General features: G+C 61.8%; 8 protein-coding genes. 5 read left to right on the top strand and 3 right to left on the bottom strand.

Features of this window, described 5'->3' with window-relative positions; all coding sequences use genetic code 11:
• Positions 1–35 precede the first annotated feature (35 nt).
• Together pglZ and brxL are read left to right on the top strand one after the other, a co-directional pair.
• The gene (pglZ, locus tag GR168_RS12085) at positions 36–2,540 is read left to right on the top strand and encodes a BREX-1 system phosphatase PglZ type A (RefSeq protein ID WP_159370826.1); all 2,505 of its coding nucleotides are present in this window, start codon (positions 36–38) and stop codon (positions 2,538–2,540) included.
• A complete protein-coding gene (gene brxL, locus GR168_RS12080) occupies positions 2,540–4,687 on the top strand; it encodes a BREX system Lon protease-like protein BrxL (RefSeq protein ID WP_159370825.1) in 2,148 nt (715 codons plus the stop codon). Before pglZ ends, brxL begins: the two co-directional genes overlap by 1 nt.
• A 181-nt stretch (positions 4,688–4,868) precedes the next feature.
• On the opposite strand, the gene GR168_RS12075 is transcribed toward brxL, so the two are convergent.
• The 3 genes from GR168_RS12075 to GR168_RS12065 are packed head-to-tail and all read right to left on the bottom strand — an operon-like array spanning position 4,869 to position 11,017.
• Entirely contained in the window at positions 4,869–8,117 is a 3,249-nt protein-coding gene (locus tag GR168_RS12075) for a helicase-related protein (protein WP_159370824.1), read from the bottom strand.
• Positions 8,110–9,888 carry a phospholipase D family protein gene (locus GR168_RS12070; protein WP_159370823.1) on the bottom strand — a complete coding sequence of 593 codons (1,779 nt, stop codon included), beginning with the start codon at positions 9,886–9,888 and terminating at the stop codon, positions 8,110–8,112. The genes GR168_RS12075 and GR168_RS12070 overlap by 8 nt, the downstream gene beginning before the upstream one ends.
• Positions 9,875–11,017 carry a DUF6361 family protein gene (locus GR168_RS12065; RefSeq protein ID WP_159370822.1) on the bottom strand — a complete coding sequence of 381 codons (1,143 nt, stop codon included), beginning with the start codon at positions 11,015–11,017 and terminating at the stop codon, positions 9,875–9,877. Before GR168_RS12065 ends, GR168_RS12070 begins: the two co-directional genes overlap by 14 nt.
• Positions 11,018–11,521: 504 nt before the next feature.
• Between GR168_RS12065 and GR168_RS24255 the strand changes: the two genes are divergently transcribed.
• The 3 genes from GR168_RS24255 to GR168_RS12050 all read left to right on the top strand — a co-directional run bounded on the left by GR168_RS24255 (position 11,522) and on the right by GR168_RS12050 (position 13,564).
• Positions 11,522–11,974: a hypothetical protein gene (locus tag GR168_RS24255; RefSeq protein WP_343212987.1), complete on the top strand. Its 453-nt coding sequence runs from the start codon at positions 11,522–11,524 to the stop codon at positions 11,972–11,974.
• A 95-nt stretch (positions 11,975–12,069) separates the two neighbouring features.
• Positions 12,070–13,131: a hypothetical protein gene (locus GR168_RS12055; protein ID WP_159370820.1), complete on the top strand. Its 1,062-nt coding sequence runs from the start codon at positions 12,070–12,072 to the stop codon at positions 13,129–13,131.
• Positions 13,124–13,564 (top strand): hypothetical protein, encoded by a 441-nt coding sequence (locus GR168_RS12050; protein WP_159370819.1) that lies wholly within the window; start codon positions 13,124–13,126, stop codon positions 13,562–13,564. The genes GR168_RS12055 and GR168_RS12050 overlap by 8 nt, the downstream gene beginning before the upstream one ends.
• Positions 13,565–13,684: the final 120 nt, after the last annotated feature.

Below are 13,684 nucleotides of genomic sequence, written 5' to 3'. Positions count from 1 at the left end.
GGCGCGTCACGCTGCGGTGACTATGAGGACGACGAATGAGTAAAACACACACGGTCGCCGACCATATCGTCACTCGTTTCGAATCCAAGCGCATCGTCATATGGCACGACCTCGACGGCGGTTATATAACTGAACTCGAGTCGCTGGCACCGAATGACGTGACGGTGCTACGCGTCGCCGACAACGAGTTCGCGATCAAGCATCGGGTACTGCGCGCAGAGCAGGCAGCGAAGTTCTTGATCTACCGATCCGGCAGTGTGCCCGAGGGTGTCGGGAACTGGCTCCTCGACATCGAACTGGCCTACGGCCCGGTGTTCACCGCCGATCGTGGTGCGATGATGCGGTCCGATCTCGGGCTCACGGCGTCGGGCTCCGAGGACCTGATCGCCCGGTACTCATCCTTCTTTGGTGACGCGAAGCTGGTGACGAGCCTCAAGGCAATGCCGCTAATCTCTGACGACTTGACGGCGGTGCAGGCGCAGATGTGTGCCGTGCTTCTGAACCAGAAGGAACACAGTTTCTCGGAACTCACCCGCACGCTGTTGATGCAGCACGCCGACGGCGACACCACCGGATTCGACGCGCTCGCCTCCCACGGCCTGGCGGACTTCTACTGGGCCGGCGCCTCCGGTATCTACGGGTTCACGTCGCAAGCGCCGACGGTGGCGGGGCTGGTGCTGTGGATGTTCCAGCGTGCCGTCGGCGGATTCGACGTCAGCGAGTCGAACAAGGTACGGAACCTGGCGCTCGACTTCCGCGGCTTCCGAGACTCCAAGCGCAGCAGCGCGGCGATGAAGTCGCTGGCCCGCATCGTCGAGCGCAGCCTCGACTACTCCGATCACGTCGGTGGGATCGCATGGGAGACGCTAAAGAAAACTGACGTATTCGACGCCAGTGAGCGTGAGGTGATCCGGCGTTTGGTCGAAGGAATCAACGCGAAGACGATGTCGTACCGCGACATCGCCGACGCGATTGGCGTCAGGCGCCGCGACAGCTTCTGGTTCGACGACTACGCGACCCTGTACGAGGGGCTGAGCGCCGCAGCCGAGCTTATTCCGGCGATCCGGAACGCCGTGCTTCACGTAACCAGCTTCGACGAGGGCCTGACGCGGTATCGCGACGAGTGGTTCCGCATCGACCAGCGCTATCGACAGTTCACCCAGGCCTATCTGACAGCCGAGTTCAAGCAGCCGATCGAGGCGCTGGCCGAGCTCGTCGAGAAGGCCTATGTTACCGATTTCCTCGCCCCGCTCGGGGTGGCGTGGCAGCAGCAGATCGATACGGTCGCGCAGTGGCGCACCGTCGGACTGACCTCGCAAACGTCGTTCTACAGCCACTATGTCGCCCCAACCCTCACGGGCCGCAAGAAGGCCGTCGTGATCGTCTCCGACGCACTCCGCTACGAGGTAGCCGACGAACTGAGCACCAGAATCCGCGGTGAGAACAAATTCTCCGCATCGATCGACGCCGTGCTCGGGGTGTTGCCGTCCTACACGCAACTCGGAATGGCGGCACTGCTCCCGCACGCCACGCTGGCGCATTCGGCAGAAGGCGATTCGGTGCTGGTCGACGGGCAGAAGTCCGACGGTACCGCGAACCGCAGCAAGATTCTCGGCGCAGTCGGCGGGACGGCGATCCAGGCGACGGATTTCATCGAGATGAAGCCGGCCGATCGTCGTGACCTGTATTCGTCGAATCAGGTGCTGTACGTCTACCACGACACGATCGACGCAACCGGCGACAAAGCCGTCTCCGAGCACAGAACCTTCACGGCGGCAGCGGACGCGATCCGCGAGCTGATCGACATCGTCAAGAAGCTCGCGAGCGCAAACGCAACAAACATCATCGTCACCGCCGATCACGGCTTCCTCTACCAGCGTTCCAAGCTGGCCGAGCAGTTCAACCTCACGGTGAAACCGCAGGGCGAGCAGATCGTGAAGTCCAAGCGCCGCTACGTGCTGGGGCGAGGCTTGAAGAAGGACGCTGCGTTCACCACGTTCCAACCCGACCAGGTGGGCTTGTCGGGCGATCTGGAAGTGCAGGTGCCGAACTCAATCCAGCGAATTGTGCAGCCCGGAGCCGGATACCAGTTCGTGCATGGTGGTGCCTCGCTGCAGGAGATCGTGGTACCGGTGATCCAGATTAACAAAAGCCGCAGCGACACCGTGGAGCCGGTGAACGTCGACATCCACCCCGAGTCGGATCGGATCACGACCGGGCAGATCGTGGTCAAGCTGTACCAATCGGTCAGGGTGGAGCCCCACAAGCCCGCGCGGCGCCTGCGTGCCGGCCTCTACTTCGGCGACACGCTGATCTCCAACGAGCAGGAGATGACCTTCGACTCGAGCAGCGACGCGGGCCGTGACCGATTTCAAAGCGTCACACTGCTTCTCAGCAAAGCAGCGGACGAGGCCAACAATCACAGCGTCGAGTTCCGGCTCTCGGAGCCGATCGAGGGAACCGACCAGTGGAAGAAGTACAAAAGCGCGCCTTACAAGATCAAACGTGCCTTCGCCAGCGACGACGGATGGGATTTCTGATGACCGACCACATCGACCTGACCGAAGCGGCCCTCATTGAGCAGACACCCGACGAGGGCCCCGCCGATCCCGTAGCGGAGCCAACTGAGTTGGACCGCAAGATCAACGCGCACTTCCCGGGAGCGGTGGTGCGCAAGGATCTGGTGAAGGCCGTCAAAGGCAACGCGATCGTGCCGTCGTACGTTCTCGAGTACTTGCTCGGGCAGTTCGCCGCGACCGACGACGAGGCGACGATCCAGGAGGGCATCGAGAAGGTGCGCCGGATCCTCGCCGAGCACTACGTGCACCGTAATGAGTCGGAACTGGTGAAGTCGAAGATCCGCGAGAAGGGCCGCTTCCGGATCATCGACCGGGTCAGCGTGACGCTGAACGAGAAGGACGACGTCTATCAGGCATCGTTCGCGAACCTCGGCATCAACGGGGTACTTGTGGATTCGAGCACGGTGACCGCGAACCAGAAACTACTGGTGGGCGGCGTGTGGTGCTTGTGCGACATCGAGTACTTCCACAGTGACGACTCCCGCGTGGTGCCCTGGATTCTAGGCCGATTGCAGCCGATCCAGATGTCGAGTTTCGACTACGTCGGCTATCTCGACGCCCGGGCCGAGTTCACCACCGACGAATGGATCGACCTGCTGATCCAGTCGATCGGATTCAATCCCGAGATGTTCGGCCGACGCGCGAAGCTGCTTCAGCTGACCCGGCTGATCCCATTTGTGGAACGCAACTACAACCTCGTCGAGCTCGGCCCGAAAGGCACCGGCAAATCGCACATCTACTCCGAGTTCTCGCCCCACGGCATGCTGATCTCCGGCGGAGAGATTACCGTGCCGAAGCTGTTCGTGAACAATGCCAACGGGAAGATCGGCCTTGTCGGTTACTGGGACGTCGTCGCGTTCGATGAGTTCGCAGGCAAGAACAAGCGCACCGACAAGGCGCTGGTTGACATCATGAAGAACTACATGGCGAACAAGTCGTTCTCCCGCGGTGTCGAGACGCTCGGCGCGGAAGCGTCGATGGTATTCGTCGGCAACACCTCGCACACCGTGCCGTACATGCTCAAACACTCGGATCTCTTCGACGAGCTTCCTGAGAGTTACCACGACTCGGCCTACCTCGACCGGCTGCACTTTTACATTCCCGGCTGGGAAGTCGACACGATCCGCGGCGAGATGTTCTCCAGCGGCTACGGTTTCGTCGTCGACTACATCGCCGAAGTCCTGAAGTCGATGCGGAATCTCGACTACTCCGATCGCTACCAGCGGTACTTCACCCTCGGCTCGGACATCTCCACTCGAGACCGCGACGGCATCCACAAGACGTTCTCCGGCCTGATGAAGCTGCTCTACCCGCACGAGCAGGCCTCCACTGTTGAAATCGAGGAGATCCTGCGCTTCGCGATCGAAGGCCGCAAGCGCGTCAAGGACCAGATCCTGCGCATCGACGACACGATGGCCGCCGTCAACTTTGGATACGAGTCTCTCGCGGGCGACTGGACGGCGGTCACCACCCTGGAGGAGGACGAGTATCCCAGGCACTATCACCGCAGCCGACCTGGCACCGTGGTCGACAACGAAGAGCCTATCGATCTTGTTGACGCCACGCCGGGTGCCGCCACACCAGAGGCTGCGGCAAACCCCGGGCCGAGCCAGGAACCGCTGTTCCAGGGGCATCGAGACTTCGTCGAAAACCAGCGCGGAATTTCCTATGACGCCATTCTGATGCCGTACATCAGAGGCGCGACAGAGATCGAGCTGCATGATCCGTACATTCGAATGAGTCACCAGGGCCGCAACCTCGTCGAGTTGCTGGCCTTAATTGCCTCGGCGAAAGACCCAGCCGACGAGGTGACATTTAAGCTATTCACTCTCCTAGAAAACGATCCTGAGTACCAGAAAAAGCAGCTGCAGATGCTCGGCCAGATTATACAAGGTGCCGCACAGCAGGGAATCAAAGTTGAAGTCGCCAAGGACCCTGGAGGCCACGATCGTTGGATCCGCGCGGACACCGGTTGGCGAATCAACCTCGGCCGCGGCCTAGATATCTTTCAGAAGCAAGAAGGTGGCTGGCTAGACTTTGGCAGTACCCGCCAGGAGTTCCGCCAAGTCAGGGCTTTCGGCGTTACCTATATCCAAGAAGCAAACTGATGCAACGACAACGGCCGGCGAGCTCTCACGCCGTATATCCTGTCACAACCGTTCTCGGGACCCACAGTAGCCACGCCAGTCCGCTAGCTTCAGCCAACTGAATTAGCCAGCTCCGCATGCGGCGCTTACATGCTTGGCGGCTACTCCCCCGCCGTTCACACCGCGGTATTTGACCGCGTCCTCAATCGCCGTTCGGGCCGGCGCCTGGTCGCAGATCCACCCTCCACGTAGCTGCGTCATCTGCGGTCATACCAGAAGCGGCGACGACGGAGATCAGGTCCTCCTGCCGAGCCTGCCCAAAAGCGAGCCGATAGTAGGCAACCCGCTTCTTTACCCGCTCGATCCGCGCTTCATCAGTACTCAATTGATACGGCAGCACATCACGAAAGACCTTGTGCGGTCCTGGGTACACCCAGTCCGGCGCCAAGCCTGGCACCTCTGGGTGCGGCGCATCGGTACCCGCAAGCTCGTAAGCCTCTCGCCACGGGTTCGCCGACCGCAGCATCTCTGATCCATGCTTCTGCGCGATATTTCTCCGCACCGCATGTCCACGGAAACGGTTCACACGCCCATCACGCTGCTCGAAGTCGACCGGGTTGCCGGGCACGTTCCAGTGCACAAGGTTGTGGCACCACGGATGGAAGTCGATGCCCTCTTGGCCAACACTCGTCGACACCAGAACGAACGGCCAGAACGGCGAGTTGAAGGCTTCACGGATGTCGGTCGAGCGAACCGATTGGTCGTCTTGTTTGGAGTCGCCGTAGCGCATAGCGAACCGGCAGCGGAAGTCGATGTCCGACCCGCCCAGCGGGTCTTTACCCTTGTAGATTGCGGTGCTGAGCTTGAGCGGTTGGGCCGCGTGGTAAGCGAACCGGACGAGCTTCTCGTCGGTCATCGAACTGTCACCTTCGACTGCGGCGAGGTGGTACAGGTACTCGTCGAGTACTGCTTGCAGATTTCCATCTGCGCAGTAGCGCAACACTTTCTGCCAGTATGAAATGTCGTCTCGGTACAGTTCGTCGAGGATGAGCGACGACTCCCAGCGGTTGAACAGCGTGCGCAGCCCGGACGCGAGGACTGCGGCAGCACGCCACCTACCGGCAACCGTCACCTTGGAGGTGTCGACGGACAGCCGACCGAGCGCACGCCACGCGCAATTCGCCGGTGAGTGCATCGCCAACTGCGCGGTACGGAGGGCGAGGTTGGGCGGGATGACGGTCAGATCCCCTTGCCGTTCACTACGATGCACAGCCGCGGCCTGCGCAACGTATTCGGTGAGCGCCGACGTTTGTTCTTGGTGCTCGGGCGCCTCGGGATCGTCGGGGTCGTGGACGCGACCTGCCATCGCCGCCTCGGGCGTCAATCCGGCCGCCGTGCTGGCCAGTGCCTCGTCGAGAACCCCGTCGGCGATCATGAGAGGCCATCGCCACAACACTGACGCGCTCTCGGTGGCGGTCGATTCCCGGGCACCCGTGGGTAGACCTGACGCGAGCTGCTCGGCGAGTTGCGCCTCGGCTCGTTCGCGCTCGGTCGAGTCGCCGCTCTGGCCTGCACTCGCCAGCGGATCGGCCCGGTCAGCGAGGCCGGGTAGCGGGAAGAAGGCGATGAACGACGCCATCGCGGAGAGGTCTGTGCCCCTTCGAGTGAACTGGAGTCGTTGCGACACATTCTCGTTGGTTGTGGTGATATTCCTTGACGCTGCAGTCCCGCTTCTCGCGATGCTCCGGCTCGCCTCGTGGCTCAGAAGGGAAGCCACTGCGGTGGGCGTCGCCGACCATTGGGAGAAGACCAGCTTCTTCGTCATCGTTTGTGCTTGGAAGTTCTCGTACGGTCCGCCTGGCCTGAGGTACGGCTGTGACGGCGGCATCCACAGCATCTGCTGCCAGTTCAGTCCGGTGGTTTGATCGATGAGAGTCTGTAGGCGTGGGTTCTGTTGCGGTAGGGCGTCATAGGACTCGATCGCCTGAAGGTCAAGGCGCCGCAGGCCGCGAAGCATTCGCTGCACCTCGGGGTCCTCGGCATCTCGGTTAACGAACCGTCCGAGCTGGTAAGCATCCATGAAGTGCACCAGCGCCGGTACCGACTTCCACACGTCCATCGGAAGATGCGTACCCACGTACTGAGCAAGTTCGGTCAACTTGATGAACTGGCTGACATCGCCGGCGGTGACCGCTGAGGCGGGCACTCGACGTTCCTTGACCATCGATGACTTCGCTGTCGACGGGCGCTCGGTTCGGCACATTACTGTGAGCAACTCTTCGCGCAGTCGGTCTCGAAGCTCCGACGGGTCCTGCCCGCGCGTCACCGCATCGCGGAACTCGCTCAATAGCTTGGTGATTCCGCGAGTTCCCTCGCCCGGATCTGCGCGGCCTTTCGTGAGGAAATCGAGCGTGCCCATGAATTGTTCGCGGTGCGACCCCTTCGACGACTTGCTCGTCGAGTCCGTTCCGTCGGCAGGGTCGTCGATGTCGAAGGGCTTGTAGGGGGTAGCAGACAGCAACAGCACTCGCGCGGTCGAGTAATTGAACATCTCCTGGGCCAACTCGCTGACCGGTAGATCGTCTTGGAGTAGGTCGGTGAATCGCTGGAACTCGTCGAGGATCACGAGGTCGGGTTGTAGCGCCTCGACACCAGCGCGCGCAAGCGTGCGTCGTAGCGCAATCACCACGTCGGCAGCAGCAGTGAAGCCGCCGGGGACGTCGGTGTTCCCGACCGTGTCGTCGAGGAGTTCGGTGAATTGGTCGAGGACCGAGGACCCATTTCCGTCGGGTATCTGGACGATCTCGAGAAACTTGGAGACCACTGTTCGGTCTAGCGGTGGCCCACCAGCAGGGGCGTTGTCGTCCAAAGTCCGCTCAAACCATTGGGTGTGCTCTTTGAAACGCGTCCAATCCATGGTCCCGCGCAGGATGCGGTAGGCGGCCGTGGCGCGGGCTCCTCGAAGGTCAAGTTCGCCTCGCAGGATCAGGAACAGCAGCGATCGTTCGTCACGAGTGCCGGTGCGCCAACCCCTGTCGGGGAACGATGTTCGCGGGGTGAGCGAAACAAGGTTGACGGGCTTGCCCACCGAGGTGACTGGCGTGTTGAGTTGATGGGTCGCGGTGGCGAGCATGCTCAGCCGGGTCGACAAGTTGACTTTGGTGCCGAGGATGTCGAGGCGTTTGACGTTCTGTCGTGCGACGTCGGCGTTGGAGCAGATGTAGACGATATCGATCCGATCGACTTCGTCGTTGTCCTGGAGATCTTCGATCGCGGCAGCGATCACACCGCGAGCAACCATGCTCTTGCCGAGGCCGGTCTCGTCTGCGACTAAGTACCGGGTCCCCGTCTTGCTGCGGTAGAGCACATCGACCACTTGATCGACGCTGGCTCGCTGAAACGGGCGCAGCTCAGCGAGATACGGTGCGGCGGAGAATCGGGAGTCAGACACTGGCACCACTTTCCATTTCCGTCGCAGCGACGATCGACGACCACAAGTGCTCGAAGCCTTCGGGAAGTACTTGGTGTGGGTCGCCTTTGGCGATGATTGAGGTGACCACCCCAGAGAGCTGATCCAGAATCTCGCGGCGAGCGACGGATGCCTTCAGCATCTGCTCGAACAGCCCCTGTTCGAGTTGAGTCCACCGGCCGCTCTGCCCGGAGCTCGCGTCGTCGATGTCGGTGCCGTCTCCTGCCGGACTGCCGAAAGCAAGCAGCAACGAGAGCAGGCGCCGAAATGCTTCGGGGCTGCTGATCTCGTGGGTGATGATCTCGTCGAGTCGGCTGCCGACGTCTCCGATCAGGTCGGCTTTGACAACCGTGGCGCTGCGTCGACCCTGAGCATCCTCCACAGCGAGGACGACAAACGCGGTGACGTCCTTCAGGTGCAGGTCTGAGTACGCGACGCTCACCTGGGCGCCCGTGGACACCGTCGTCGCGGTGGATGCGTCGGTGAGGAGCGACATCGATGCTTTGGCGACGTCCGGGTTGTGGGGCCAAGGATCGGTGCTGCTGATGTCGAGACGAGCGCGATAGTCGTCGTCGAGGGACAGGTGCGCGGTGAGTGCCACCGCAGCCACCGAGCGGAGGAATGACTCAAGCGCGACTTGCGGATCGTCCTCGTTGTCGGCGCCGGGGCTGATCTCCGCCGCTTCGAGGATCGAGCCAAACCCATCGGTTCCCAACAACGCGTCGACGCCATAGGTCTTGGTGCGGCCGGTGAGTTCGACCAGGATCTCGACGTTGTCTTCGAAGGCGGCGCGTGTGGCGTTGGCGGAGCCGATGAACAAGTGCGCGCGTCTCGCTCGTTCGATGGCGTAGAGCTTTGCGTGCAAGCCGGTGAAGAGCGTTGTGCCGGTTGCTGATTCTTCGTCGTCTGCCGGAATGCCTGCCGTGGGGCTCAAGACGAAGGGATGGTCGATCCAGTCGGCCCACCCTGCGGTGAGGCCGTCGAGCGATTCTTGCCTAGACACGACCGACAGCGAGTCCTTCGAGGTGGCGGCCAGGCGTTCGATTCCGTCGTCTTGCAGAAATGGTGAGACAAGCAGGTGCTTATAGCCGCTGAAGTCCGGTTTCGGCTGCGGGCGGCTCGGGAGTCCGAACACGTGGAAGCCGAGGTCGGTCACGTCCGGTGGGAAGTCCCACTCGGCGTATCGGACGGCCTCGGCGAGCTCCATGAGTCGATTCTGACGTGCCGCCTTCAAGCTGACAGGCGCTGCGGTTGCCAAGTAGCGCAATAGTTCTGCGACGGGTTTGTTGGTCGCGTCCGGACGCGTGGTGATCCAGCCGTCGAGATTGAGGGCCACATCCCAAGAGCGGTCTTTGGTGAGGTTACGGCTGAGCACGATGAGGCGGACAAGGCGCTCGCCGTCGCCGTTGGTATATACACCGAGCCAGATCTTGGGGTGGAACAGGCCGCGGGTACGGGTGATGCCGTGGATCGAGTTTTCGAGAAGCGAGAATAGGCGCGCCCGATCTCGGGGTACTACGACCTGCCCGGTCTGATGGAAGATATCGATCCTGGCGATGCTCGCGCGGATCGCTGCGATGGTCTCGACGCTGTCCGCGGATTCGACCTTGGCACTGCCGGCGAGCGCCAAGCATGGGAGGAGTGCACTCTCGAGATCGAGGGTGAAGGTGGTCGCGACGAGGTGGTCGAATGAAAAGCCCGGCGGTGGCAAAAGCTGCTTGAGCAGGGTGGTGCGGCTGTCAGGCGGGAGCATCGGCGAGTCCGTCCTTGATGTCAGCGAGCAGAGTCTGGACGACTGGCCAACGGAAATTGAGCCGCGCTGAGCCAGACGAGCCACCCCAGTTCTTGATCTGCCGTTCGTTGTTCAGGCGCGACTGCTCGCCCTTGTTCTTGCGTTCCCGCGCGGCAATCATCCGCCGGATATCTGGATCGGCAGGCATGATGTACGGGTCGCGATTATGAACCTGGCCGATCCACTCGTTGACGAAGATCATCGTGGCCGGCGCGACTGAGTTGCTGTTTCTGCCGAGGAGGACGGTAGCCCAGAAGGCGTCGAGATCCCACTTGGTCAGTTCGATCCGGTTGCGTTCGATTTCGTCGGCCCAGTCGGTGAGGCGTTCGGTGTAGTGCTCGACCCAGCTTCCATCATCTGCCGCCACGGCGTCGAAGCGTTCGGCGATCAGCAGGTTGTAGATAAGTGTGGCGCCGTTGACGACCAGAGAGAACAGGCGCGCGTGCTCGACTGTGTCTCTGAGGTCGGTTGGCGCGATGGCGAGTGCGGGGTGCTGCCACGCTTGGCCCGCGTCGTCGGGTTCGGTCTCGAGTCCGTTGGCAAGGAGGTACGCGAGGTATGTGCCCGGTGCGGCGACCATAATGCGTTCACGGAGCCATTCGGCTTCGTCGTGGGTGAGGTCGAGTCCGCCTGCGAGCAACTTGGGGAAGTCGGCCGGAGCGCGGACCCCGACATCCCAGCGCAGAGCCTTCGCATTCGTGAGGATCTGATAGCGCTGCAGTGCGGACCAGTAGATGTTCGACGGGAGGTTCTGGACGGTCTTGCCCGCTCGTGAGCCGATCATGCCGCGTATCGGTGACGGCGAACGCAGGACCTCGATGAGTTTGCGTTCCTCGTCGTTTGCCTTGGAGACGACCATCGTTCCTGTGTGTTTGGCCGCTGCTCGCTCAAAGATCCACGGAATGATCAGGAAGTAGCGTGGCCGAGCGTGGACCGTGGAGGTTCCGGGAAACAGCAGGTCGGCGAGCCCGTCTCGGACCTGGCCGATGCCGAGGTCGTCGAGGGTGCTGGTGTCGCTGAACATCTTGACGATCTCACGCATGCGGCGTTCATCGTCCGGGGACGTGTCCAGCCAGGCGAGACTCGACATTGATGTACCCCTTTCCGTGGGCCTAGCCGGTGAAACGAGACCCGATGGGCGCCATCGCGGTAACTCAATTCACGGTCCATGGTCCTGTTGCCCGTTACTGCCTCCGCGTTACGCCGACGCGAGCATCTCCTGCATAGATCTCGAGTGCACCTTAGTTGCTCCCGCCGACGGCCCGGACGGTTTCGCTTGGTAACGCCGCGTGGGAGCTCACCGATACCGACATCGACTGTGTATCGGGCGTCTACGAGGAGTTATTCATTGTCGGGGCAGGCTAATTCAATCGATCGGCTGATTGACGCGATCGTCGCACTCGAACCTTCGCCCCGGACCCATCGTTGGAGCAGTATCTCGCTCTGCGTTCTCGATGCTGTGTGGAGCATCGGAGCAAACTACGACAGCGTCGTTACTCCCTTGGTGCACAGATTCGCGGCGGCGTACGCGGTACCGCAGCCGCTTGTTCCCATCGAAGCCCCCCTGCCCCCTGAGTCCTTTCCACTTCGACATTTGGCCTCGTTGGACGTCGTAGAACTGCTCGGAGTAACGAACCGTCAGCGGACCTCAACCCGCGGCGGCATAGTGAAAGCCGAAGCCGTTCTTCGTTACGCACAGATCCTCGCTTCTTACCAGGTCGAGACACTCGACGACGGCATGGCGCTGCTCAGCCGTTCGAAAGATTTGCAGGTCGTCGACGACGCGTTGGCAAACGTGCCAGGTGACGGCCAGTTTGGAGTGCGGCGAGGCTATCTGTGGATGCTCATCGGCGACGACGAGAAGATCAAGCCAGACCGGATGGTCCTTCGTTGGTTGTCGCGAATCGGTTTCGACGTCGACCCGTTGCAAGCCAAGACGCTGATTCTTGACGCGGTGGCCCGGGTTTCAGGCGAGCTCGGCAGGGACGTTACGGCGTGGGAGATCGACCATGCGATGTGGTCGGATGCTCGGGCGTATGGACGCTAGTCACCTCGCATCGAGGTAGTCGAACGTTCACGCACAACCATCCGACTTGTCCGACTTCTGTGCAACACTCATGGCCACATCGAGAAAGGTCTCCTATGGTCCTGCCATTGATCCCCTTGGTCGCTATCGCTGTCGGCGCCGCGGCCGGCAGCGGCGGCGTCGCGCTCGGCGGTAAGGGCGCCTTCGACATCAAGAAGGCTAAGAACGAGCTCGACGCCGCTCGAAGCCTTTACGAATCGCGCCGTGCCGAGAGCGAGGCGCTCGTGGGCGCCGTCAACGATCGAATCGTCAGCTACGGGACCGAGCAAGAGACGGCGCTCCAGGATGTCGTTCTACGCATGCACGACTTCCTGATTCGAAATGAGAAGAAGGTGCGCGACAACGAGAAGTTGCTCGCTGACGGACTCGAGGCCACCGTGAACCTGGTGGCCGGCAAGGGCTCGCTGGATCTTTCGGCGGCTGAATGGGTGCGTGGTGTGATCAGCTCGGTTGCGACTGGGGTCGGCACCAGCGCGGCTACTACCAGCGCGATCTCGTCGTTCGGGGTTGCTAGCACAGGTGCCGCGATCTCCGGCCTCTCGGGCGCGGCAGCCGAGAGCGCTACGTTGGCGTGGCTGGGTGGCGGTGCTCTCGCCGCCGGGGGTGGCGGTGTCGCCCTGGGTGCGCTCGCGCTCAACTTTGTGACGTTCGGCCCTGGCCTACTTGCAGCAGGATTCGTCATCAACGGCAAGGGAAAGAAGGCCAGCACCCAGGCTCGCGAGTACCAGGCGAAAATCGCCGTTGAGATCGAGAAGCTCAGCGTCGCTGACAGCGCGTTGACAGCAGTCGAGGCGCGGGTGGACGAACTGAGCGAGCTGCTGGCGGGTATGTCGAAAAAGGCGACAGCTGCACTCGACGAACTCGAAGCCGATCCCTTCAACCCAGAACTGCACGCCCCCGTGTTTCAACAGGCCATGATCCTGGTGAAGGGCGTCATGGACATCGCCACAACGCCGGTACTCGACGAAGGTGGCGAGCTCACGGACGCAGGTCACGCGTTGACTGTGAAGTACCGGCCCGCGCATACGAGAAACCCCGAGGCCGCCCCTTCATCAGCCAATGATGACGCGGCTGCGACCGATACTGCGATCGAGGGAACCGAGACACCAGATGTCTGACAGCAAGAAGCCACTGACCGGAGACGTGCTGCGGCCCAAGAATACGGGGCTACGAGTGCCGGCTGGTATCGACGGTCTGGCCGCACTCAATCAGCTCGTCGACGCTGCTCGCGAGTGCATCACCGTTCACGCAACCGAGAACACCAAGCAGGCCCGAATTGCTGCCTACGAGAGCACCGAGGTCGCTCGTATCAAAGCGGCTGAAGGCGTACTTCGGCAGTACTTCGATGCGACGTTCGCAGAGCGCCGCACCACTTTTGCCGCTCTCTTCGAGCGACTCGACAGGGCACTCGACTCTGGCGATTCACAGGCGATACGCGATGTCGTGAACGGAGTCGTCGACATCGCGAAAAGCTCGCCGCTTGCAGACCTTGGCGACCTCGGCCAGATTCGCGCAGCGCTCGACGACCCGGACCAAGTTTGGGATCTGTGATCCAACCGGGCTCGAGGCCCTGCTTGTAGGAAGAACAGATACGAGCTTGCGTTCCGATGCTGGCCGCCGGGCATCGTCGCCGGCGGGAAGAGTGGTGGTCTGAGCCGGTCTACTGCATGT

This window comes from Gordonia sp. JH63 (assembly GCF_009856645.1).
In the GTDB taxonomy this organism is placed as follows: Bacteria; Actinomycetota; Actinomycetes; order Mycobacteriales; family Mycobacteriaceae; genus Gordonia; species Gordonia hongkongensis.
This window is presented reverse-complemented; position numbering and strand designations above follow the sequence as displayed.